At 65.2% G+C, this 22,270-nt stretch carries 25 protein-coding genes; 11 read left to right on the forward strand and 14 right to left on the reverse strand.

Features of this window, described 5'->3' with window-relative positions:
- The first annotated feature begins 18 nt into the window (after positions 1-18).
- Positions 19-258 carry a PilZ domain-containing protein gene (locus PFLCHA0_RS00095; protein ID WP_011058406.1) on the forward strand — a complete coding sequence of 80 codons (240 nt, stop codon included), beginning with the start codon at positions 19-21 and terminating at the stop codon, positions 256-258.
- A gap of 171 nt (positions 259-429) precedes the next feature.
- Here PFLCHA0_RS00095 and PFLCHA0_RS00100 read toward each other — a convergent pair whose 3' ends face one another.
- The 5 genes from PFLCHA0_RS00100 to def all read right to left on the reverse strand — a co-directional run bounded on the left by PFLCHA0_RS00100 (position 430) and on the right by def (position 5,125).
- Positions 430-747, reverse strand: a complete 318-nt coding sequence (locus tag PFLCHA0_RS00100; RefSeq protein ID WP_011058407.1) for a tetratricopeptide repeat protein — start codon at positions 745-747, stop codon at positions 430-432.
- Positions 748-871: 124 nt separating this feature from the next.
- On the reverse strand, positions 872-2,245 hold the full coding sequence (gene trkA / locus PFLCHA0_RS00105) for a Trk system potassium transporter TrkA (protein ID WP_011058408.1): 1,374 nt from the start codon (positions 2,243-2,245) through the stop codon (positions 872-874).
- 22 nt (positions 2,246-2,267) lie between these two features.
- On the reverse strand, positions 2,268-3,593 hold the full coding sequence (gene rsmB, locus PFLCHA0_RS00110) for a 16S rRNA (cytosine(967)-C(5))-methyltransferase RsmB (RefSeq protein WP_015633614.1): 1,326 nt from the start codon (positions 3,591-3,593) through the stop codon (positions 2,268-2,270).
- Positions 3,590-4,549, reverse strand: coding sequence for a methionyl-tRNA formyltransferase (gene fmt / locus PFLCHA0_RS00115; RefSeq protein WP_015633615.1), 960 nt, complete (start codon positions 4,547-4,549; stop codon positions 3,590-3,592). Before fmt ends, rsmB begins: the two co-directional genes overlap by 4 nt.
- A 69-nt stretch (positions 4,550-4,618) precedes the next feature.
- Complete coding sequence (def, locus tag PFLCHA0_RS00120; RefSeq protein ID WP_011058411.1) at positions 4,619-5,125, reverse strand: peptide deformylase; 507 nt, start codon at positions 5,123-5,125, stop codon at positions 4,619-4,621.
- 153 nt (positions 5,126-5,278) lie between these two features.
- On the opposite strand from def, the gene PFLCHA0_RS00125 reads away from it, so the two are divergent.
- From PFLCHA0_RS00125 to PFLCHA0_RS00135, 3 genes are all read left to right on the forward strand, one after another.
- Entirely contained in the window at positions 5,279-6,289 is a 1,011-nt protein-coding gene (locus PFLCHA0_RS00125; protein ID WP_015633617.1) for a LysM peptidoglycan-binding domain-containing protein, read from the forward strand.
- Positions 6,290-6,376: 87 nt separating this feature from the next.
- The gene (gene dprA / locus PFLCHA0_RS00130; RefSeq protein WP_015633618.1) at positions 6,377-7,483 is read left to right on the forward strand and encodes a DNA-processing protein DprA; all 1,107 of its coding nucleotides are present in this window, start codon (positions 6,377-6,379) and stop codon (positions 7,481-7,483) included.
- A 54-nt stretch (positions 7,484-7,537) separates the two neighbouring features.
- A complete protein-coding gene (locus PFLCHA0_RS00135) occupies positions 7,538-8,095 on the forward strand; it encodes an L-threonylcarbamoyladenylate synthase type 1 TsaC (protein ID WP_011058414.1) in 558 nt (185 codons plus the stop codon).
- Positions 8,096-8,159: 64 nt separating this feature from the next.
- Here the strand turns inward: PFLCHA0_RS00135 and PFLCHA0_RS00140 are convergent, their stop codons facing one another.
- Positions 8,160-9,137, reverse strand: coding sequence for an NADPH:quinone reductase (locus PFLCHA0_RS00140; protein ID WP_026020270.1), 978 nt, complete (start codon positions 9,135-9,137; stop codon positions 8,160-8,162).
- Positions 9,138-9,304: 167 nt separating this feature from the next.
- Here PFLCHA0_RS00140 and hemF point away from each other — a divergent pair, with 167 nt between their 5' ends.
- Complete coding sequence (hemF, locus tag PFLCHA0_RS00145; protein WP_011058416.1) at positions 9,305-10,222, forward strand: oxygen-dependent coproporphyrinogen oxidase; 918 nt, start codon at positions 9,305-9,307, stop codon at positions 10,220-10,222.
- A 93-nt stretch (positions 10,223-10,315) separates the two neighbouring features.
- Positions 10,316-11,137: a shikimate dehydrogenase gene (aroE, locus tag PFLCHA0_RS00150; RefSeq protein ID WP_015633620.1), complete on the forward strand. Its 822-nt coding sequence runs from the start codon at positions 10,316-10,318 to the stop codon at positions 11,135-11,137.
- A gap of 115 nt (positions 11,138-11,252) precedes the next feature.
- Here the strand turns inward: aroE and PFLCHA0_RS00155 are convergent, their stop codons facing one another.
- The 3 genes from PFLCHA0_RS00155 to betC all read right to left on the reverse strand — a co-directional run bounded on the left by PFLCHA0_RS00155 (position 11,253) and on the right by betC (position 15,371).
- Positions 11,253-12,821, reverse strand: a complete 1,569-nt coding sequence (locus PFLCHA0_RS00155) for a SulP family inorganic anion transporter (protein ID WP_015633621.1) — start codon at positions 12,819-12,821, stop codon at positions 11,253-11,255.
- A gap of 100 nt (positions 12,822-12,921) precedes the next feature.
- Complete coding sequence (gene choX, locus PFLCHA0_RS00160; protein WP_011058419.1) at positions 12,922-13,839, reverse strand: choline ABC transporter substrate-binding protein; 918 nt, start codon at positions 13,837-13,839, stop codon at positions 12,922-12,924.
- A gap of 17 nt (positions 13,840-13,856) precedes the next feature.
- Positions 13,857-15,371, reverse strand: coding sequence for a choline-sulfatase (gene betC, locus PFLCHA0_RS00165; RefSeq protein ID WP_041751891.1), 1,515 nt, complete (start codon positions 15,369-15,371; stop codon positions 13,857-13,859).
- A gap of 114 nt (positions 15,372-15,485) precedes the next feature.
- Between betC and PFLCHA0_RS00170 the strand changes: the two genes are divergently transcribed.
- Entirely contained in the window at positions 15,486-16,436 is a 951-nt protein-coding gene (locus PFLCHA0_RS00170; protein ID WP_015633623.1) for a choline sulfate utilization transcriptional regulator, read from the forward strand.
- On the opposite strand, the gene PFLCHA0_RS00175 is transcribed toward PFLCHA0_RS00170, so the two are convergent.
- On the reverse strand, positions 16,433-17,098 hold the full coding sequence (locus PFLCHA0_RS00175) for an NAD(P)-dependent oxidoreductase (RefSeq protein WP_015633624.1): 666 nt from the start codon (positions 17,096-17,098) through the stop codon (positions 16,433-16,435). The two genes, PFLCHA0_RS00170 and PFLCHA0_RS00175, sit on opposite strands and share 4 nt — an antisense overlap.
- An 82-nt stretch (positions 17,099-17,180) precedes the next feature.
- On the opposite strand from PFLCHA0_RS00175, the gene PFLCHA0_RS00180 reads away from it, so the two are divergent.
- A complete protein-coding gene (locus tag PFLCHA0_RS00180; protein ID WP_015633625.1) occupies positions 17,181-17,507 on the forward strand; it encodes a DOPA 4,5-dioxygenase family protein in 327 nt (108 codons plus the stop codon).
- A 55-nt stretch (positions 17,508-17,562) separates the two neighbouring features.
- Here the strand turns inward: PFLCHA0_RS00180 and PFLCHA0_RS00185 are convergent, their stop codons facing one another.
- The 3 genes from PFLCHA0_RS00185 to trpB all read right to left on the reverse strand — a co-directional run bounded on the left by PFLCHA0_RS00185 (position 17,563) and on the right by trpB (position 20,160).
- Positions 17,563-18,006: an anti-virulence regulator CigR family protein gene (locus PFLCHA0_RS00185; protein WP_015633626.1), complete on the reverse strand. Its 444-nt coding sequence runs from the start codon at positions 18,004-18,006 to the stop codon at positions 17,563-17,565.
- Positions 18,007-18,127: 121 nt separating this feature from the next.
- The gene (gene trpA / locus PFLCHA0_RS00190; RefSeq protein ID WP_015633627.1) at positions 18,128-18,940 is read right to left on the reverse strand and encodes a tryptophan synthase subunit alpha; all 813 of its coding nucleotides are present in this window, start codon (positions 18,938-18,940) and stop codon (positions 18,128-18,130) included.
- Complete coding sequence (gene trpB / locus PFLCHA0_RS00195; protein WP_015633628.1) at positions 18,940-20,160, reverse strand: tryptophan synthase subunit beta; 1,221 nt, start codon at positions 20,158-20,160, stop codon at positions 18,940-18,942. The genes trpA and trpB overlap by 1 nt, the downstream gene beginning before the upstream one ends.
- A 147-nt stretch (positions 20,161-20,307) precedes the next feature.
- Between trpB and PFLCHA0_RS00200 the strand changes: the two genes are divergently transcribed.
- Positions 20,308-21,201: a LysR family transcriptional regulator gene (locus tag PFLCHA0_RS00200; protein WP_011058427.1), complete on the forward strand. Its 894-nt coding sequence runs from the start codon at positions 20,308-20,310 to the stop codon at positions 21,199-21,201.
- Here PFLCHA0_RS00200 and PFLCHA0_RS00205 read toward each other — a convergent pair.
- The gene (locus tag PFLCHA0_RS00205) at positions 21,198-21,524 is read right to left on the reverse strand and encodes an ElaB/YgaM/YqjD family protein (protein ID WP_011058428.1); all 327 of its coding nucleotides are present in this window, start codon (positions 21,522-21,524) and stop codon (positions 21,198-21,200) included. The two genes, PFLCHA0_RS00200 and PFLCHA0_RS00205, sit on opposite strands and share 4 nt — an antisense overlap.
- A 158-nt stretch (positions 21,525-21,682) precedes the next feature.
- Between PFLCHA0_RS00205 and PFLCHA0_RS00210 the strand changes: the two genes are divergently transcribed.
- Both PFLCHA0_RS00210 and PFLCHA0_RS00215 read left to right on the forward strand, forming a co-directional pair.
- Positions 21,683-21,898, forward strand: coding sequence for a dodecin (locus tag PFLCHA0_RS00210; RefSeq protein WP_011058429.1), 216 nt, complete (start codon positions 21,683-21,685; stop codon positions 21,896-21,898).
- Positions 21,899-22,032: 134 nt separating this feature from the next.
- The gene (locus tag PFLCHA0_RS00215) at positions 22,033-22,257 is read left to right on the forward strand and encodes a DUF1161 domain-containing protein (protein WP_015633629.1); all 225 of its coding nucleotides are present in this window, start codon (positions 22,033-22,035) and stop codon (positions 22,255-22,257) included.
- Positions 22,258-22,270: the final 13 nt, after the last annotated feature.

Here is a 22,270-nt window from a genome sequence, read left to right on the forward strand (position 1 = left end):
CGAACAAGGGCGCAGAAGATGTCCGATCATCGCAAGTCGTTCCGCATCAAGATTTCCCACGAAAGCATCGGCGAATGCCTGGGGCAGACCCGCAACCTGTCCGCCAGCGGCGTCTATGTACAGAGCCCGGCCCTGGCAAGACTGCCCAAGGGCGCGGTGGTCTACGGCCAGGTCCAGGGCCTGCCGGTGACGGCGCCGCGGGTGCGCATGGAAGTGGTGCAAGTGGACGCGGAAGGGATCGCCCTGCGCTACCTGTGAAATAGCCCTGTAGCCGTTGCCGAGCCCGCGAGGCTGCGAAAAGGACCGAAGGGCCTTGCTTGGCGCTCTCTTGTCGAGCCTGTGCGGGTCTTCAGAGCTAGCGAGCAGTGCATCGGAGTGCCGCCCAGCTCGTTCGCAGCCTGCAGCAGCGGCTACCGAGGAGGGGTGGGGTCAGCCTTGAGACTGGCGGTCGAGTTTTTTCAGGAACACCGTCATTTCCTTTTCCGCCTGCTTGTCGCCGTGGCCCCGGGCCGCTTCCAGGCCCTGTTCCCAGGCCTGGCGCGCTGCCGGCAGGTCGCCCTGCCCCTGGCAGGCCTTGCCCAGCAACTTCCACGCCGCGGAATACTTGGGGTCGAAGGCCACGCAACGTTGCAGGTGCTCGGCGGCCTTGGCGAAATCGCCCTGATCCAGGTAACCCTTGCCCAGGCCGAAGCGCAGCAGGGCGTTATCCACACCCTTGGCGAGCATTTTTTCCAGGGATTCAAGCATCGTTGTCACTCCTGTGGGCTCATGTAGCCGCCGCAGGTTGCGATCAGGCCCGCAGGGCCTTCGCAAGGGCAGCGCCTGCTGCGCAGTCGATCGCAGCCTTCGGCAGCGGCTACAGAGTTGTTGATCAGAAGAAGCTCAGGCCGACGTGGAACAGTTTCTCCACGTCGCGGATGTGTTTTTTATCCACAAGGAACAGGATCACGTGGTCGCCGGCTTCGATCACCGTGTCGTCGTGGGCGATCAGCACTTCTTCGTCGCGAATGATCGCGCCGATGGTGGTTCCCGGCGGCAGGCCGATGTTCTCGATGGCACGGCCGATCACCTTGCTCGACTTGGCGTCGCCGTGGGCGATGGCCTCGATGGCTTCCGCCGCGCCCCGGCGCAGGGAGTGCACGCTGACGATATCGCCGCGGCGCACGTGGGCCAGCAGCGTGCCGATGGTGGCCAGCTGCGGGCTGATGGCGATGTCGATGTCGCCACCCTGGATCAGGTCGACGTAGGCCGGGTTGTTGATGATGGTCATCACCTTCTTCGCTCCCAGGCGCTTGGCCAGCAGCGAGGACATGATGTTGGCTTCGTCGTCGTTGGTCAGGGCCAGGAAGATATCGGCGTCGGCGATGTTCTCTTCCAGCAGCAGGTCGCGGTCCGAGGCGCTGCCCTGCAGCACCACGGTGCTGTCCAGGGTGTCGGAGAGGTAGCGGCAGCGGGCCGGGTTCATCTCGATGATCTTCACCTGGTAGCGGCTTTCGATGGCCTCGGCCAGGCGCTCGCCGATCTGCCCGCCACCGGCGATGACGATGCGCTTGTAGGATTCCTCCAGGCGGCGCATCTCGCTCATCACCGCACGGATGTGGGCCTTGGCGGCGATGAAGAACACTTCGTCGTCGGCCTCGATCACCGTATCGCCCTTGGGCATGATCGGCCGGTCGCGACGGAAGATCGCCGCCACCCGGGTGTCGACGTTGGGCATGTGCTCGCGCAGCTGGCGCAGTTGCTGGCCCACCAGCGGGCCACCGTAGTAGGCCTTGACCGCCACCAGTTGCGCCTTGCCTTCGGCGAAGTCGATCACCTGCAGCGCACCGGGGTGCTCGATCAGGCGCTTGATGTAGTTGGTCACCACCTGCTCGGGGCTGATCAGCACGTCCACCGGGATCGCATCGTTGTCGAACAGCCCGGCGCGGGTCAGGTAGGCGGCTTCGCGCACCCGGGCGATCTTGGTCGGGGTGTGGAACAGGGTGTGGGCCACCTGGCAAGCGACCATGTTGGTCTCGTCGCTGTTAGTTACCGCCACCAGCATGTCGGCGTCGTCGGCGCCGGCCTGGCGCAGCACCGTCGGGAACGAGGCGCGGCCCTGCACGGTGCGGATGTCCAGGCGGTCGCCGAGGTCGCGCAGGCGTTCGCCGTCGGTGTCGACCACGGTGATATCGTTGGCTTCGCTGGCCAGGTGTTCCGCCAGCGTGCCACCCACTTGCCCGGCGCCGAGGATGATGATCTTCATCCAGTCACTCCCTTAAAACCGTTTAACCGCGTGCGGCGGCAATCTTGATCAGCTTGGCGTAGTAGAAGCCGTCGTGGCCGCCTTCTTGCGCCAGCAACTGGCGCCCGTGGGGCTGCTTGAGGCCGGCCGCAGGCTGCCCCAGTTGGCCGCCGATGTCCAATTCACGAGCACCCGGGGTGCGGGCCAGGAAGGCCTCGATGACCTCGGTGTTCTCGGTGGGCAGGGTCGAGCAGGTGGCGTAGAGCAGGATGCCGCCCACTTCCAGGGCCTGCCACATGGCATCCAGCAGTTCGCCTTGCAGTTGCGCCAGGGCGGCGATGTCTTCGGGCTGGCGGGTCAGCTTGATATCCGGATGGCGGCGGATCACCCCGGTGGCCGAGCAGGGAGCGTCCAGCAGGATCCGCTGGAACGGCTTGCCGTCCCACCAGGCCTGGGTGTCGCGGCCATCGGCGGCGATCAATTGGGCGTCGAGCCCCAGGCGGTCGAGGTTTTCCCGTACCCGCACCAGGCGCTTGGCCTCCAGGTCCACCGCTACCACGCCGGCCAGGGCCGGTTGCACTTCGAGGATGTGGCAGGTCTTGCCGCCCGGAGCGCAGCAGGCGTCCAGCACCCGTTGCCCCGGCGCCAGTTCCAGCAGCTCGGCGGCCAGTTGCGCGGCCTCGTCCTGCACACTGATCCAGCCTTCGGCAAAGCCCGGCAGGCTGCGTATATCCAAGGCTTCGTCGAGGACGATGCCGTCCTGGCTATAGACGCAAGCCTTGGCCGCAACTCCCGCTTCGCTCAACAGCTTCAGGTAGGCATCGCGGGAATGATGCCGGCGGTTGACCCGCAGGATCATCGGCGGGTGGGCGTTGTTGGCGGCGCAGATGGCTTCCCACTGCTCGGGCCAGAACGCCTTGAGGGATTTCTGCAACCAGCGCGGGTGCGCGGTGCGCACCACCGGGTCGTGCTCCAACTCGGCCAGCAGCGTTTCGCTTTCGCGTTGGGCACGGCGCAGCACGGCATTGAGCAGAGCCTTGGCCCAGGGCTTTTTCAGCTTGTCGGCGCAGCCCACGGTCTCACCGATGGCGGCGTGGGCCGGAACCCGGGTGTAGAGCAACTGATAGAGGCCCACCAGCAGCAATGCTTCGACATCGGCGTCGGCTGCCTTGAACGGCTTCTGCAGCAGCTTGGCCGCCAGCGCCGACAGCCGCGGCTGCCAGCGTGCGGTGCCGAAGGCCAGGTCCTGGGTGAAGCCGCGATCACGGGCCTCGACCTTGTCCAGCTGGATCGGCAGCGAGCTGTTGAGCGAGGCCTTGCCGTTGAGCACGGCAGTCAGCGCCTTGGCGGCGGCCAGGCGCGGGTTCATTGGGCCTCCGCTGCTGGGCCGAGCAGGGTGCCGATGGCGAATTTCTCGCGGCGGCTGTTGAACAGGTCGCTGAAGTTCAGCGCCTTGCCCCCGGGCAGTTGCAGGCGGGTCAGGCACAGCGCCTGCTCACCGCAGGCAACGATCAGGCCGTCCTTGCTGGCGCCGAGGATTTCCCCCGGCGCGCCCTTGCCTTCGGCCAGGGTGGCGGCCAGCACTTTCAGCGCTTCGCCATTCAAGCTGCTGTGGCAGATCGGCCAGGGGTTGAAGGCCCGCACCAGGCGCTCCAGTTCCACGGCCGGGCGGCTCCAGTCGATGCGCGCCTCGTCCTTGTTCAGCTTGTGGGCGTAAGTGGCCAGGCTGTCGTCCTGGACTTCGCCTTCCAGGGTGCCGGCGGCCAGGCCTTCGATGGCTTGCAGCACTGCGGGCGGGCCCATCTCGGCCAGGCGGTCGTGCAGGCTGCCGCCGGTATCTTCGGCGCTGATCGGGGTGCTGACCTTGAGCAGCATCGGCCCGGTATCCAGGCCGGCTTCCATGCGCATCACGGTCACCCCGCTTTGCGCGTCACCGGCTTGCACCGCACGCTGGATCGGCGCGGCACCGCGCCAGCGTGGCAACAGCGAAGCGTGGCTGTTGATGCAACCCAGGCGCGGAATATCCAGCACCGCCTGGGGCAGGATCAGGCCATAGGCCACCACCACCATCAGGTCCGGCTTGAGCGCTGCCAGTTCGGCTTGGGCCTCGGCATTGCGCAAGGTCGGCGGTTGCAGCACGGGGATGTCGTTTTCCAGAGCAAGCTGCTTGACCGGACTGGGCATCAGCTTCTGCCCGCGCCCCGCCGGACGGTCCGGCTGGGTGTAGACCGCAACGATCTGGTAAGGGCTGTCGAGCAGGGCCTTGAGGTGTTCGGCGGCGAATTCGGGGGTGCCGGCAAAGACGATGCGCAGTGGCTCAGTCATGGGAATTCTCGATGTTAAACATGCGGAAAAGAAAAAGGCTTGCCGTAGCAAGCCTTTGCAAGACGGTCATCAAGCCTGCTGGCGATGCTGCTTTTCCAGCTTCTTCTTGATCCGGTCACGCTTGAGCGTGGACAGGTAGTCGACGAACAACTTGCCGTTCAGGTGGTCGCATTCGTGCTGGATGCACACGGCGAGCAAACCTTCGGCGATCAGTTCGTAGGGCTGGCCGTCGCGGTCCAGGGCCTTGATCTTGACCCGTTGCGGACGGTCGACGTTTTCGTAGAAGCCCGGTACCGAAAGGCAGCCTTCCTGGTACTGGTCCATCTCGTCGGTCAGGGCTTCGAACTCGGGGTTGATGAACACCCGTGGTTCGCTGCGGTCTTCGGACAGGTCCATGACCACCACGCGTTTGTGCACGTTGACCTGGGTCGCCGCCAGACCGATGCCTGGGGCCTCATACATTGTTTCAAACATGTCGTCGACCAACTGACGCACTTCGTCGTCCACTACGGCCACTGGTTTGGCGATAGTGCGCAGGCGCGGATCAGGGAATTCGAGGATGTTTAAAATGGCCATAAGCGTAATTGCTACACGTGTGAAGTAAGGGCGGAGTCGGCGTCCGCGCAGGTTCTGGTCCTGGGCCGCCGGTGCAAAACGTGCTCTGGGATGGAGCGAGCCGTGCAGGCTCTGGCGTTTCACGCGAACGCACATAATAAAGGGATTCAGCCCATGAGGAAATCACTGTTCGCCCTGCTGCTGGCGGGCTGGACCGCCATCGGCCAGGCCCAGGTGCAACTGCGGGACAGTTATCCACAGCACTATCGGGTGCAGCCGGGCGATACCCTGTGGAGCGTCGCCAGCCTGTATCTGCAGCAGCCCTGGCAATGGCGCGAGCTCTGGCCGGCGGGCTTCGCCGGGCAGATCTTCCCCGGTGACCGCCTGCAACTGGTGCGCAATGACGGCCCGCCACGCCTGCAGCTGGAGCGACCAGCGGCGCCGCCGACGGTCAAGCTCGCGCCCCAGGCCCGGCGCCTGCCCCCTGCCCCGATTCCGAGCATCCCCCTGCAAGCGATCAGCAGCTTCTTGCTGGACAACCGCATCGTCGATCAGCCCGGGGCCCTGGAGCAGGCGCCGTATATCGTGGCCGGCGAGGGCGAGCGGGTGCTGGGTGGCATGGGCGACCGGCTTTTCGCCCGTGGCCGGCTGGACCCTGAGCAGCCGGTCTATGAGCTGTTCCGCCAGGGCAAGGTCTACCGCGACCCCCTGAGCCAGGAACTGCTGGGGGTCAACGCCGACGCCATTGGCAGCGCCCGGGTGGTGGCGAGCGAAGGTGACCTGGCCACCCTCGCCTTGCAGAGCAGCAACCAGGAAGTGCGCCTGGGTGATCGCTTGCTGGCCGCCGATACCTCGGGGTTGCCGGGCTCCTTCAACCCCAGTGCCCCGCAACGGCCGGTGGAAGGGCTGATCATCGACGTGCCCCGAGGGGTCACCCAGATCGGCGCCCTGGATGTGGTGACCCTCAACCGCGGGCGCCGCGACGGCCTGCTGGAGGGCAACGTGCTGGCGGTGATCAAGACCGGTGAAACCGTGCGCGACCGGCAAACCGGCGAGCCGCTGAAAATCCCCGACGAGGCGGCCGGCTGGCTGATGGTGTTCCGCAGCTACGACAGGCTCAGCTACGGATTGGTACTCAAGGCCACGCGTTCGCTGGCGGTGCTGGACAAGGTCCGCAACCCCTGAGGGAGATCTTTCCTCAACAAGTTACCAACAGAGTTATCCACAGCTTGTTCCAGCTCAGGCTGGAGCCCTGACGATCAAGGATGATCCATGTCGAACTCGATGAGCGGCAGCATTTCCCCGGCAGAACTGGAAGCTCGATTGCGCTTGCACGTCCTGCCCGAACTCGGGCCGATGCGTTTTCAGCGCCTGCTTCAGGCATTCGGTTGCGCTTCTAAAGCACTCAGTGCCCCGGCCAGTGCCTGGCGTTCCCTGGACCTGCCGCCGGCCTGCAGCGAGGCCCGGCGCAGCCCCCAGGTGCGCGACGGCGCCCGTCGCGCATTGGCCTGGATAGATAGCCAGGCCCAGCATTTGCTGATGTGGGACCAGCCCGGCTACCCGCCCTTGCTGGCGCAACTCGAGGATGCGCCACCGCTGCTGTTCGTGGCCGGCGACCCCTCGATTCTCGAACGGCCGCAGTTGGCGATGGTGGGCAGCCGTCGCGCATCGCGACCGGGGCTGGACACCGCCGGGGCCTTTTCCCGCAGCCTGGCCCGTGCCGGTTTTGTCATCACCAGCGGTCTGGCCCTGGGCGTCGATGGCGCTGCCCATCAGGCGGCCCTGGATGTTGGCGGGCGTACCGTGGGCGTGCTGGGCACTGGCCTGGAAAATTTTTATCCACAGCGGCACCGGGCCCTGGCCAGGGCCATGATCGACCAGGGCAGCGCGGTGGTTTCCGAGTTCCCGCTGGACACCCCGGCGCGTGCGGAACACTTCCCCCGGCGCAATCGAATCATCAGTGGCCTGGCCCTGGGCGTGCTGGTGGTGGAGGCCAGCGTCGCCAGCGGTTCGCTGATTACCGCGCGGCTGGCGGCGGAGCAAGGCCGCGAGGTGTATGCCATCCCCGGTTCTATCCACCACCCCGGTGCCCGGGGCTGCCATCAGTTGATCCGCGACGGCGCGGTGCTGGTGGAAAGCGTACAGCACATCCTGGAGACCCTGGCCGGCTGGCAGAACCTGCCGCCCAGCGCCACGTTGCCGACAGCGGCCTGTACCCACCCGTTGCTGGCCTTGCTGCATGCGGCGCCCCACAGCAGCGAAGCCTTGGCCAGCGCCAGCGGCTGGCCCCTGCCCCGGGTGCTGGCGGCCCTGACCGAGCTGGAGATCGAAGGCCGTGCGGTCCATGAAAATGGGCGTTGGTATGCGCGTCTGAGCTAGGTTTTATAAGCAGGATCGGTAAACTGCGCACAGCTTTTATCTGGAGAGTCGGCAATGGTCAGCAGTTGGCGCGTGCAGCAAGCCGCACGAGAGATTCGCGCAGGGGCGGTGATTGCCTATCCAACCGAAGCGGTCTGGGGCCTGGGGTGCGATCCGTGGAATGAAGAGGCGGTGGATCGCCTGCTGGCGATCAAGTCACGGTCGGTGGACAAGGGCCTGATCCTGATCGCTGACAACATCCATCAGTTCGATTTCCTCTTCGAGGACTTCCCGGACACCTGGATCGATCGCATGTCCAGCACCTGGCCGGGGCCCAATACCTGGCTGGTGCCCCATCAGAACCTGTTGCCCGAGTGGGTCACCGGGGTCCATGACACGGTGGCGCTGCGGGTCAGCGACCATCCGCTGGTGCGTGAGCTGTGCTCCTTGGTGGGCCCGCTGATTTCCACCTCGGCCAACCCCCAGGGGCGCCCGGCGGCGCGCACGCGGCTGCGCATCGAGCAGTATTTCCGTGGGCAACTGGATCTGGTCCTCAGTGGCAGCCTGGGCGGGCGCAAGAACCCGAGCCTGATCCGTGACCTGGCTACCGGCAAGGTCGTTCGGCCTTCCTGAAGCGCTTCTCCGGCAAGCCGGCTCCTACGATACTCGGCAGGAACCGGCTTGCCGGCGAAGGCGTTCAAGGCAGCAGCACAGTCGAGCCAGTCGTGCGTCGTGCCGACAGTTCGATATGGGCCTTGGCCGCATCCGCCAGGGCGAAGCGCTGGCCAATCTCGATCTTCAGCTTGCCGCTGGCAATCATGCCGAACAGGTCGTCGGCCATGCGCTGCAGGTTCTCGGCATTGTTGGCGTAGCTGGCCAGGGTCGGCCGGGTCACGTACAGCGAGCCCTTGGCCGAGAGAATCCCCAGGTTGACCCCGTCCACTGCGCCAGAGGCGTTGCCGAAGCTGACCATCAGCCCGCGTGGAGCCAGGCAGTCCAGGGAGGTCAGCCAGGTGTCCTTGCCCACGCCGTCGTAGACCACCGGGCATTTCTTCCCGCCGGTCAGTTCCAGCACTCGCTGGGCCACGTCTTCATGGCTGTAGTCGATGGTTTCCCAGGCGCCCAGGGCCTTGGCGATGGCGGCCTTTTCCGGCGAGCTGACGGTGCCGATCAGCTTTACCCCGAGGGCCTTGGCCCACTGGCAGGCCAGGGAGCCGACACCGCCGGCAGCGGCGTGGAACAACACGGTTTCGCCGCCCTGGAGTTCATAGGTCTGGCGCAGCAGGTACTGCACGGTCAGGCCCTTGAGCATGACCCCGGCGGCCTGTTCGAAGCTGATGGCGTCCGGCAGGCGTACCAGGTTGGCTTCGGGCAGCACATGCACATCGCTGTAGGCCCCCAGTGGGCCGCTGCCGTAAGCCACGCGGTCGCCGACCTTGAAACGGGTCACGGCACTGCCCACGGCCTCGACCACGCCCGCGCCTTCGGCCCCCAGGCCCGAAGGCAGGGCGGGCGGTGCGTAGAGACCGCTGCGGAAATAGGTGTCGATGAAGTTCAGGCCGATGGCCTTGTTGCTGACGCGAACCTGTTGCGGGCCCGGTTCCGCCGGTTGGTAATCCACATATTCGAGCACTTCGGGGCCGCCATGGGCGCGGAACTGGATACGTTTGGCCATCTGCATTCTCTCCTCGGACGTGTCGTGAAAGTGCTCTATCGGACTCCTCTGCTTGACCTTCGTCAACTGCGGAGCGCCCCGGCGCGGTGTTATGCTACGCGCCCATTTGCGCCGGCCCGTGCTCCATCCCTAGCGCCGCGTAGCTTTGCCCGATTCAAGGTGATGCCATGACTACCCGCACCGAGGCCGTGAAAGCCTACCTGCTCGACCTGCAAGACCGCATTTGCGCTGCACTGGAAACCGAAGACGGTGGCGCACGCTTCATCGAGGACGCCTGGACCCGGCCTGCCGGTGGTGGCGGGCGTACCCGGGTGATCGGCGACGGTGCAGTGATCGAAAAGGGTGGGGTGAACTTCTCCCATGTATTCGGCAGCGGCCTGCCGCCATCGGCCAGTGCCCACCGGCCCGAGCTGGCCGGCCGTGGCTTCGAGGCCCTGGGCGTGTCCCTGGTGATCCACCCGCACAACCCCCATGTGCCGACTTCCCACGCCAACGTGAGGTTCTTCATCGCCGAGAAGGAAGGCGAAGAGCCGGTCTGGTGGTTCGGCGGCGGTTTTGACCTGACCCCCTACTACGGCAACATCGATGACTGCGTGCACTGGCACCGGGTTGCCGAGCGGGCCTGCGCGCCCTTCGGTGCCGATGTCTACCCGCGCTACAAGGCCTGGTGCGACAGCTATTTCCACATCAAGCACCGCAATGAACCGCGGGGCATCGGCGGCCTGTTCTTCGACGATCTGAACGAATGGGACTTCGACACCAGTTTCGCCTTCATGCGCGCCATCGGCGACGCCTACATCGAGGCCTACCTGCCCATCGTCCAGCGCCGCAAGGCCGCGGCCTACACCGCGCAGCAGCGGGAATTCCAGGAATTCCGCCGGGGCCGCTACGTGGAGTTCAACCTGGTCTACGACCGTGGCACCCTGTTCGGCCTGCAATCGGGCGGGCGCACCGAGTCGATCCTCATGTCGCTGCCGCCACAAGTGCGCTGGGGCTATGACTGGAAGGCCGAGCCGGGCAGCGAAGAAGCGCGCCTGACCGAATACTTCCTGCAGGATCGCGACTGGCTGGCAGCCAGCAACTAAACCGCACCCACTGTGTAGAAGCCGGCTTGCCGGCGAAAAGGCCTTCAAGGCGGATGCGGTTCCTACCCCTGTGTTGAGCAAATGGGATGAGAGATGGATCAGTACGTTGTCTTTGGTAACCCGATCGGCCACAGCAAGTCGCCGCTGATCCATCGGCTGTTCGCCCAGCAGACCGGCCAGCAGCTGGAGTACAACACCCTGCTGGCGCCCCTGGATGATTTCGCCGGCACCGCTCGCAGTTTCTTCGCCCACGGGCGTGGGGCCAATGTCACGGTGCCGTTCAAGGAAGAGGCCTATCGCCTGTGCGACAGCCTGACCGAACGGGCCCAGCGCGCCGGCGCGGTGAACACCCTGAGCAAGCAGGCCGACGGCCGCCTGCTGGGGGACAACACCGACGGCGCCGGGCTGGTGCGCGACCTGAAGGTGAACGCCGGGGTCAGCCTCAAGGGCAAGCGCATCCTTGTGCTGGGGGCTGGCGGCGCGGTCCGTGGTGCCCTGGAGCCGTTGCTGGCCGAGCAGCCGGAGGCCTTGGTAATCGCCAATCGCACCGTGGAAAAGGCTGAGCTGCTGGCGGAGTTGTTCGCCGACCTGGGGCCGGTATCGGCCAGCGGCTTCGACTGGCTGCAGGAATCGGTGGACCTGATCATCAATGCCACCTCCGCCAGCCTTTCGGGCGAGCTGCCGCCGATTGCCGGCAGCCTGATCGAGGCGGGCAAGACCGTGTGCTACGACATGATGTACGCCAAGGAGCCGACGCCGTTCTGCCGCTGGGCCAGTGAACAGGGCGCGGCCCTGGTGCTGGATGGCCTGGGCATGCTGGCCGAGCAAGCGGCGGAAGCCTTCTACCTGTGGCGCGGCGTGCGCCCCGACAGTGCCCCGGTGCTGGCTGAACTGCGTCGTCAGCTGGCGCAGTAACCCCCCTTAGGAGCTGGCTTGCCAGCGAAGGCGGCTTCAAGGCTGGGCCAGGCTCAAGGGCTTATTCGCCGGCAAGCCGGCTCTCACGTCGGGTGTGGGCAAGGCGCCTGCGGGTTCAGTCTTCGAAGTGGATCGGGCAGCGTTCCGGGCCTTCGAGCTTGATCAACTCTTCTTTCACCGTCTGCCGTGCCCGGCGCAGGATCAGGCTACGGTCCTGGCGTTTCAGCCGGCGCGCCTCTTGGTGCAGCATTTCCACCCCTGAGTAGTCGATAAAGTTGATCTGCCGTGCGTCGATCACCAGCCTGGGCGCGTGGCAGCGCTGCATGCGCACCTGCAGGTAATGGCTGGCGCCGAAGAAAATCGAACCGCCGACCCGCAGGATGTCTTCATCGCCTTCGCTGGACTGCTGCACCCGCGGTTGCGAAGTGCGCTTGAGGTAGAAGAACAGCGACGCCAGGACCCCGGCATAGATCGCGGTCTGCAACTCCAGGAGCAGGGTGGCGACGCAGGTCAGGCTCATCACCACGAACTCGGCGCGGCTGACCCGGAACAGCGCGCGAATGCCCCGGTGGTCCACCAGCCCCCAGCAGATCAGCAGGATGCTGCCGGCCATGGCCGGGATCGGGATATGGGCGATCAGCCCGGCGCCGGCCACGGCGAACAGCGCCACCCACAGCGCCGAGAACACCCCGGCCAGGGGCGAGCAAGCGCCGGCCTCGTAGCTCAACCCGGAGCGGGTGAAGGAGCCCGAGGACAGGTAGCCGGAGAAAAACGCCCCGACCATGTTCGACAGGCCCTGGGCGCGGACTTCCTGGTTGGCGTCCAGCAACTGTTCCGAACGTGCTGACAGCGAGCGGGCAATCGACAGGCTGGTGACCAGCCCGAGCATGCCCACCGCCACTGCGCTGGGCAGCAACCGCAGGATCAGTTCCAGGTCCAGGGGCAATGGGCTAAATGGCGGCAGCCGGCCGGCGAAGGCGCTGACCAGTTGCACATGGCCAAACACCCCTGGCAGCAGCCATACCACCAGGGCACTGAACACCAGGCTCAGCAGCAGGCCGGGCCAGCGCGGCGCCAGCAGCTTGAAGGCGACCCCCAGTGCTAGGGTGCCCAGCCCCAGCAGCAGCGAAGGCCGGTCCACCTCGCCCAGGTGCTGCAGCAACTGGCTCAGGCTGTTGAGGGCGGTGGCCTGGTTCGGCAGTTCCAGCCCCAGCAGGTTGGGCAACTGGCCCAGGGCGATGACCACCGCCGCGCCGAGGGTGAAGCCCAGCACCACCGAGTGCGAGACGAAGTTCACCAGGGCGCCGAAGCGCAGCATTCCCAGCAGCCACTGGAAGACCCCGGCCAACAGCGTCAGGAGCAGGATCAGGGTGATGTAGTCCTCGGAGGCCGGCACTGCCAGGGGGCTGACGCTGGCATAGAGAACGATGGAAATCGCCGCCGTGGGGCCGCAGATCAGGTGCCACGATGAACCCCACAGGCAGGCGATCAGCACCGGGACTATGGCCGCGTACAGCCCGTATTCCGGGGGCAGGCCGGCGATCAGGGCATAGGCGATGGATTGCGGCAGAGCGAGGATCGCGCCGCTCAGGCCCACCAGCAGGTCACGGCCGACGCTGGCCCGGGTCTGGCGCGGCAGCCAGCTCAGCAAAGGCAGGAGAGATTGGCGGTCGGGCCAGGCCATGGTTCCTCACGGGTGGGTTGATTCGGTGGGCCAGGGTAAAGCATTGCCAGGCTTTGGGTGCAGGAGCCGGCTTGCCGGCGAATGGCCGGCGCACCTCGGGCTACAACCTGCTCTTCACCGCTGCCAGGGCCTCTTTGTCATCAATGGTTCGCACTCCCTCCAGCCATTGCTCCAGCACTGCCGGGTGGGCCTTGATCCAGGCCTTGGCGGCCTCGGTGTTGCTGAGTTTGCTGTTGACCACCGCGGCCATGATGCTGTTCTCCATCTCCTGGGTGAACCGCAGGTTGCCCAGCAGTTTGCCGACGTTCGGGCAAGCCTGTGCATAACCCTTGCGGGTCAGGGTGTAGACGCTGCCGCTGGCGCCGAAGTACTTTTCGCCGCCGGTCAGGTAGCGCATCTTCAACTGCACGTTCATCGGGTGTGGAGTCCAGCCGAGGAAGGTGATGAAGCGCTGCTTTTTCGTGGCCCGGGACACTTCGGCGAGCATTGCCTGTTCACTGGACTCGATCAGCTTCCACTGGCCCAGGTTGAACTGGTTGCTCTTGATGATTTCCTGCAGCGACAGGTTGGCCGGCGCGCCGGAGCCGATGCCGTAGAGCTTTTTGTCGAACTTGTCGGCGAACTTGTCCAGGTCGGCAAAATCATGCACTCCGGCCTCCCACACATAGTCCGGCACCGCCAGGGTGAACTCGGTCCCTTCCAGGTTCTTGGCCAGCTGGGTGACGTCGCCATTGGCCACGAACTTGTCATGGAAGCCTTGCTGCGCCGGCATCCAGTTACCCAGGAATACATCCACCCGGCCATCCTTCAGACCACCGAAGGTGATGGGCACGGCCAGGGTGTCGATCTTCGCCTTGTAGCCCATGCCGTCCAGCAGGAAGCCGGTGATGGCATTGGTGGCGGCGATATCGCTCCACCCCGGGTCGGCCATCTTCACGGTCTCGCACGAGTCGGCCCAAGCGGATGCGCTGCCCAGGGCCAGAAGCCCGAGCGTCAGTGCTGTGGATAACCTTTGCATGCTTTTCCCCTTACGTTTTATTGGTTTTGGCAGGGTTGTGGATAACGGGCCTTGCGCTCCAGGTCATCGAGGTCGATGTGGTTGCGCATGTACTGCTGGCTGGCGTCTACCAGCGGCTGGTGGTCCCAGCTCTTGAGTTTGCCCCGGCTCAGCGCCTCGGCCACCAGCCGGCGGCGGCGCTGGCTGGCCAGGACCTGTTGGTGAATGCGCGGAATGTCCCACTTGGCCCGGGCCTCTGCCAGGAACGCGGCGAACAGCGGCCGATGCTCGGGCGACTGGCCAAGGTCGCAGCGCTCTTGCGGGTCGTGGTGCAGGTCGAAGAGTAGGCAGGGGTCGTCTTCGCTGTAGATGAACTTGTAGGCACCGTGGCGAATCATCATCAGCGGGCCGATGGTGCCTTCGGCCATGTATTCGCCGAACACCTCGTCGTGCCCGCCCTGCCCTTGCAAGTGCGGGACCAGGGAGCGGCCATCCAGCGGCAGGTCGGGATCGACCCGGCCGCCGGCCAGCTCTACCAGGGTCGGCAGCAGGTCGGCGGTGGAGACAGCGGCGCTGACCCGGCCGGCAGTGAACTGCCCCGGTGCACAGATCAGCAGCGGTACCCGGGCGGCCATTTCAAACCAGTGCATTTTGTACCAGAGGCCGCGCTCGCCGAGCATGTCGCCGTGGTCGCCGGAAAACACGATCAGCGTGTCGTCCGCCAGCCCGGTGTCTTCCAGGGTCTGCAGCAGCTTGCCGACGTTGCTGTCGATGTAGCTGCAGGCGCCGAAGTAGGCGCGGCGCGCGTCGCGGATCTTATCCACAGGCAAGGGCTTGTCCCACAGGTCGTAGACCTTGAGCAGGCGCTGGGAATGCGGATCCAGCTCGCTTTGGGGCGGGGTCTGCGGCAGTGGAATCTGGTCGTCGCGGTACAGGTCCCAGAAGGCCCTGGGAATGGTGTACGGATCGTGGGGGTGGGTCATGGAGACGGTGAGGCAGAACGGCTGGTCGCCGGCCTCGCGCACATGGTCGAACAGGTATTGCTGGGCCTTGAACACCACCTCCTCGTCGAAATCCAGCTGGTTGGTGCGTACACAGGGGCCGGCCTGCAGTACCGAGGACATATTGTGGTACCAGCTGGGGCGCACATCGGGCTGGTCCCAGTTCACCGCCCAGCCATAGTCGGCGGGGTAGATATCGCTGGTCAGGCGCTCTTCATAACCGTGCAACTGGTCCGGGCCGCAGAAGTGCATCTTGCCCGAGAGCGCAGTGCGGTAGCCCAGGCGCCGCAGGTAGTGGGCGTAGGTAGGCACGTCGGCGGGGAAGTCCGCGGCGTTGTCGTAGGCGCCGATCCGGCTGGGCAACTGGCCGCTGACCAAAGTGAAGCGCGAGGGTGCGCACAAGGGGCTGTTGCAGTAGGCGGCGTCGAAGACCACGCCCTGGGCGGCCAGCCGGCTGAGGTGAGGCAGCTTGATCGGCGAGGGTCCGTAGAACGGCAGCAAGGGTGCGGCCATCTGATCGGCCATGATGAAAAGAATGTTCTTGCGCTTCATGGATTCGCGGCATTCCATATTCGATGGTTATGCGAAAGTGCTGCAATCGAGCATGGATCCCATGCTGTTGGTGGTAAAGCCCATGTACAGCAATGACTAGGATAAGCACAGCTTATGTATGAAGCCCTTGGCGACCTGTCCCTGGACCTGCTCCGGGTGTTCGAAGCAGCCGCGCGCCTGCGCAGCTTCACCGCCGCGGCGGTGGAACTGGGCACCACCCAGCCGGCTATCAGTCAGCAGATCAAGCGCCTGGAGGGGCAGCTGGGGGTGCGCCTGTTCGACCGCATCTACCGGGGCATCGAGCTCACCGAGTCTGCAGCCTTGTTGCTGGATCAGGTCCAGGCCGGCCTGCAGAGCATCGATGCCGGCCTCAGCGCCCTCAGCCAGCAGCATCAGCATGAGGTGCTGCAGGTGGCCACGGATTTCGCTTTCGCCGCCTATTGGCTGATGCCCCGCCTGCATCGCTTTCATGAGGCCAACCCCCAGGTGGATGTGAGCCTGGTCACCAGCGAGCGCAGCCACAGCATGCTGCGCAGCGATATCGACGTGGCGGTGCTGTTCGGCGACGGGCGCTTCAGGCAGGGGGAAAGCCACTGGCTGTTCAGCGAAGAAGTGTTTCCGGTGTGCAGCCCGCTGCTGCTCAAGGACCGTGCTGCGCCGCTGCCCGCCCCTTCCCTGCTGGAACTGCCGCTGCTGCACCTGCGGGGTGAAGGCAGCAACCACTGGTTCGACTGGAGCGGGGTATTTCGCGAGCTGGGCCTTGCGGGTGCGCCGGCCCCAGGGCAATTGCGCTTCGACAATTACACCCTGCTGATCCAGGCAGCCATCGGCGGCCAGGGCGTGGCCATCGGCTGGCGTCACCTGGTGGATGACCTGCTGGAGCAGGGCCTGCTGTGCCGGCCCATCGCCGAGAGCGCGCTGTCCGCCTACGGCTATTACGTGGTGCTGCCCCAGCGCAAGCGCCGCGGCCCGCTGATCCAGCGTTTCGTCGACTGGCTGATGAGCGAGCAGGCCGGCAGCGCCCAGAGCCTCAAGGGGCTGGCGCTGCCGTCCATTGCCCGCTAGGTGGCGGCCTGGGGTTGGGTGGCGATGAAACTCACATGCTCGCGCAGGTGCAGATTCAGGCGCAGCTCGTCGCTGATGCCGATTGCCACGCCGTTGAGCCGTCGCAGCGGCTCGGCAAGCCCCGGCTCGAGGCTGTCGCCAACCTGGTTGAAATGCTCGATACCCAGCCCGGCCACGCCCCGCGGCGCGTTGATCAGGGTCCAGTCCAGCGCGCTGCTGCGCAGTGCATCGAGGATTTCCTGCGCGGCATGGTGAGGCAGGCTGGTGCTGGAGGGCGGGTTGTCGAGAACGCTGAACTCCCCCACCAGCATCAACCTACGGATGCCGGCGCCCTGCATGCCTTCGATCAGGGCATCCACCGCCCGTACCTGGTTCACCGGGTCGGGGGCCTGGCCGGGCGTGGTGCTGCCGGGCAGATCGGCGGCATCCAGCAGGCAGATCACCGCCGAGCTACCGGCTACGCTCTGCTTGACCCGGTCCGGGTCGAACAGGTCGCCGCCCTTGGCGCGCAGGCCTGGGCGCGGGGCCAGCGCGGTGAGGTCGTCGAGAATGGCGATCACCTCATGCTGGCGCCTCAGGCTCTCTGCCATCAACGCACTGCCCAGGCTGCTCATGGCACCATAGAGCACCAGTTTGACCACCGGAGTTTCGGCATTTTTCATGGCCTGGCTTCCTTATTTTCCACAGGTACCGGTTGTGACCTGTGGCGAGCCTTGAGGGTTCGTCTTGATTGCGAGGGTTTGCATGCAACGGATCAAGGGCTACCACGCCCATGTCTACTTTGACGCCAGCACCATCGACCAGGCCCGGGCCTTGTGCGAGCGGGCGGCGCAGCTGTTCGAACTGAAAATGGGCCGGGTCCACGAGCGGCCGGTGGGGCCGCATCCGGACTGGAGCTGCCAGTTGGCGTTCGGCCCCGAGGTGTTTGCCCAGGTGGTGCCGTGGCTGGCCCTCAATCGCCAGGGGCTGGTGGTGTTCCTGCATCCGGATACCGGTGATGACCTGCTGGACCACACCAACCATGCGATCTGGATGGGGGCTATGCGGCCACTGGACCTGAGGGGGGTCTGAGGGCGACGGACCGCCGGCAAGCCGGCTCCTGCAGGGGCCGGCCGGTCGGGTGAGGTCAGTAGAGCACGCCGTCGAGGATCTCGTAGACGATGCCGGTGCCCACGGCGATCAGCACGATGTCGCCCCCCATGCGTCGCCATTCGTACCCCGGGTACACCGGCAGGCGCGACAGGGCCCGGGGCTCCAGGCGTTCGCCGTAGTAGCCGCGCGGCAGTGGCTGGCCGCGCACCAGGTGGATGCCGGGAGGCGGCGGCGCGCCCCGGACGAAGTAGCCGTGGTTGTCGCGGATGGTCTGGCGCACCGGGCCGAAATCCCGTGGCGGGCCGCCGCGGCGATCATCCCCCGGGCCACGGTGCTCGTTGCCACGGTTGTCCCAATAGCCCTGTTGTGGCCCGCCACGATCATAGCCGCCGCGCTCGTCGGCCATGACCTGCAGCAACGGGCTGGCGCTGAGCATCAGCACCGCGGCACCGGCAATCAGACGTTTGGGCATTTTCATCAGGTATTCCTCGCAACACACACAGCAAAAAGGGGTTCGCCACCTTGGTCGCGAACCCCCGGGTCTTGCTGCTTAGTCTGTGTCTCGAGGCGCTAATTCCTCTGTATCAGGAACTTTACCCTCAGCTGACGCGGGCCTTACGTACGCCCTCGGACAGCGCCGCACACAGGCTCAGCACCCCATCCACCGCCTGCTCGGCAGACTCGGCGCTGGCGATGTGGTCGATCAGCGCCGAGCCCACTACCACGCCGTCGGCCAGGCGAGCGATGGCGGCTGCCTGCTCCGGAGTACGGATGCCGAAACCGATGCTGATGGGCAGGTCGGTGTGGCGACGCAGGCGGGCCACGGCTTCTTCCACGTGTTCCAGGGTGGCGGCACCGGCACCGGTGACCCCGGCCACGGAAACGTAGTAGACGAAACCGGAGCTGCCGTTGAGCACCTTGGGCAGGCGGGCGTCGTCGGTGGTCGGTGTGGTCAGGCGGATGAAGTCGATGCCGGCGGCCTGGGCCGGGTCGCACAGTTCGCTGTTATGTTCCGGCGGCATGTCCACCACGATCAGGCCATCGACACCGGCGGCCTTGGCGTCGGCGATGAAGCGCGGCACGCCGTAGTGGTGGATCGGGTTGAAGTAGCCCATGAGCACCAGCGGGGTGTCGCTGTTGCCTTCGCGGAACTCGCGAACCATCTGCAGGGTTTTCGCCAGGTTTTGCTTGGCCCCCAGGGCACGGATGTTGGCCAGCTGGATCGCCGGGCCGTCGGCCATCGGGTCGGTGAAGGGCATGCCCAGTTCGATCACGTCGGCGCCCGCTGCGGGCAGGCCCTTGAGGATCGCCAGGGAGGTGTCGTAGTTCGGGTCGCCGGCGGTGACGAAGGTTACCAGGGCGGCGCGATTCTGTTCTTTAAGCTGTGCGAAGCGGGTTTGCAGGCGGCTCATCAGTGTTTCTCCTGCTGGGACTGTTGCATGTGGTGCATGACGGTCTGCATGTCTTTGTCGCCACGGCCCGAGAGGTTGACCACCATCAGGTGATCCTTGGGCAGGGTTGGCGCGCGCTTGAAGACTTCGGCCAGGGCATGGGCGCTTTCCAGGGCCGGGATGATGCCCTCCAGGCGGCAGCACTGGTGGAACGCGGCCAGGGCTTCGTCGTCGGTCACCGAGGTGTATTCGACGCGGCCGATATCGTGCAACCAGGCGTGTTCCGGGCCGATGCCGGGGTAGTCGAGGCCGGCGGAAATCGAGTGGGCGTCGATGATCTGGCCATCGTCGTCCTGCAGCAGGAAGGTGCGGTTGCCGTGCAGTACGCCGGGTACGCCGCCGTTGAGGCTGGCGGCATGCTTGCCGGTCTCGATGCCGTAGCCGGCGGCTTCGACGCCGATGATCTCGACGCTCTTGTCGTCAAGGAACGGGTGAAACAGGCCCATGGCGTTGGAACCGCCACCGATGCACGCCACCAGGCTGTCCGGCAGGCGGCCTTCCTGGGCTTGCATCTGCTCGCGGGTCTCCTTGCCGATGACCGCCTGGAAGTCGCGGACCATGGCCGGGTACGGGTGCGGGCCGGCGACGGTGCCGATCAGGTAGAAGGTGCTGTCGACGTTGGTCACCCAGTCACGCAGGGCTTCGTTCATCGCGTCCTTCAGGGTGCCGGTGCCGGCCACCACCGGGATCACTTCGGCGCCCAGCAGCTTCATGCGAAATACGTTGGCCTGTTGGCGCTCGATGTCGGTGGTGCCCATGTAGATCACGCAATCCAGGCCAAAACGCGCGGCCACGGTGGCGGTGGCCACGCCATGCATGCCGGCGCCGGTCTCGGCGATGATGCGTTTCTTGCCCATGCGCCGCGCCAGCAGGATCTGGCCGATGCAGTTGTTGATCTTGTGCGCGCCGGTGTGGTTCAGCTCTTCACGCTTGAGGTAGATCTTGGCGCCGCCGCAGTGCTCGGTCAGGCGTTCGGCGAAGTACAGCGGGCTGGGGCGGCCCACGTAATCGCGCTGGAAGTAGGCCAGTTCCTTGAGGAATTCGGGATCTTCCTTGGCCTTTTCGTATTCGCGGGCCAGGTCGAGGATCAGCGGCATCAGGGTTTCGGCCACGTAACGGCCGCCGAATGCGCCGAACAGGCCGTTGTCGTCAGGGCCATTGCGTAATTGGGACTGGGTCATTGCAGCGCTCCCGGGGGAAGTTTGGAGAAAGAAGGCCTGGTGGAAAGACCGCTTCGTAGAAACACAATGGAGCCCACTCTACCCCTGACATCCGATGCTGAAAACCGATAAGATCGCCGCAACCTGTCAGGAAAACTCACAGATAAAATGAGCCGCGACCTGCCTCCCCTGAATGCCCTGCGGGCCTTCGAAGCCACTGCCCGGCTCAATAGCGTCAGCCAGGCGGCCGAACAGCTGCACGTCACCCACGGCGCGGTCAGCCGGCAGTTGAAGGTGCTTGAAGAACATCTGGGGCTGAGCCTTTTCGTCAAGGAAGGCCGTGGCCTTAAACTCACAGATGCCGGCATTCGCCTGCGCGATGCCAGCAGCGAGGCCTTCGAGCGCCTGCGGGATGTCTGCGCCGAGCTGACCCAGGGCAGCGCCGATGCGCCCTTTGTCCTGGGCTGTTCCGGAAGCCTGCTGGCGCGCTGGCTGATCCCGCGCCTGGGGCGCCTGAACGCCGACCTGCCGGACCTGCGCCTGCACCTTTCGGCCGGTGAAGGCGACCTCGACCCCCGGCGCCCGGGCCTGGATGCCTTGCTGGTCTTTGCCGAGCCGCCCTGGCCGGCGGACATGCAGGTCTATGAACTGGCCAGCGAACGCATCGGCCCGGTGCTCAGCCCGCGCTATGCCGGTTATCCACGCCTGCGGCAGGCGCCGGCTGGCGTCCTGGCCAGCGAGGCCCTGCTGCACACTACTTCCCGCCCCCAGGCCTGGCCCAGTTGGGCACGGCGCAACGACCTGAATCCCGAAACGTTGAAGTACGGGCAGGGTTTCGAGCATCTGTATTATTTGCTGGAGGCGGCCGTGGCGGGCCTGGGGGTGGCAATTGCCCCGCAGCCGCTGGTGGCCGAGGACTTGCTGGCGGGCAGGCTGGTTGCGCCCTGGGGTTTTTCCGACACCCCGGGGCAACTGGCGCTGTGGTTACCCAAGCGCGCCGCTGATGGGCGCGCCCGGCAATTGGCGCAGTGGCTGGAAAACGAACTGCGCCAGCAGCTTTAGTCGCCGCGCTTGCACAGCAGATAGGCGGCCAGCAGGCCGATGGCACCCACGGCAACCCCGGCGGTGGTCCAGGGGTGTTCCTGGGCATAGTCGCGGGTCGCGATCCCGGTTTCACGGGTTTTCACTTTGACTTCTTCATAGGCATCGCTGAGCAGGCTGCGCGAATGCTTCAGCGCGCTTTCGGCATTGCTCTTGAGCGCCTTGAGGGTCTTGCGCGACTCGTCGGACGCATCGTCCTTCAGGCTTTCCAGCGATTTGAGCAGGCTGGAGATCTCGGCTTCCATACTTTCCAGTGAGGCTTTGCGTAACGAGGTGTTGGCCATGTCGGCTCTCCTGCAGGGTGGTGAATGGGCTGTGTAGGTTCCGACTGCGGCGTGTTGGGAAAGTGCAGAAAATCTGAACTTAGCCTTGGGCGCAGGCGCCACAAGTAATAAGAAAAATCACTGCTAGGCTGTAATTCACAGCTAAAAAGGAGAGCGCCATGACTGATCATCACACTTACAAGAAAGTCGAACTGGTGGGTTCGTCGCCGAACAGCATCGAAGATGCGATCAACAACGCGCTGGCGGAAGCGCACAAGAGCATCAAGCACCTGGAATGGTTCGAAGTGACTGAAACCCGGGGCCATATCAAGGACGGCAAAGCGGCGCATTTTCAGGTCACGCTCAAGGTGGGCTTCCGAATTGCCAATAGTTGAAGGCTTGAGCTAGGCTCTGGAACTTGTGCGCTGGCCGAGTGCCATAGGAAATGGCAAAGCGCTACAAGTGTCTTGAGCCTCTGTCAGGCAGGCGTCAATGCCGCCTCTTTTGATCCGACCAGGGAATGTGACCGATGAAAAAACTAGTATTAGCTGCTGCTTTGTTGAGTCTTGCGGGAACAACCCTTGCCGCTGGCAAGCCGTGCGAAGAACTCAAGAGCGAGATTGCCGCCAAGATCGACGCCAACGGCGCCACGCACTACTCGCTGGAAGTGGTGGACAAGGGCGCGGCGGCGGATGGCAAGGTAGTCGGCTCCTGCGAAGCCGGTACCAAGGAAATTGTCTACAAGCGCGGTTGAGCCTTGTGGATGG

The sequence above is a fragment of the Pseudomonas protegens CHA0 genome (assembly GCF_000397205.1).
GTDB classification, from domain to species: domain Bacteria; phylum Pseudomonadota; class Gammaproteobacteria; order Pseudomonadales; family Pseudomonadaceae; genus Aquipseudomonas; species Aquipseudomonas protegens.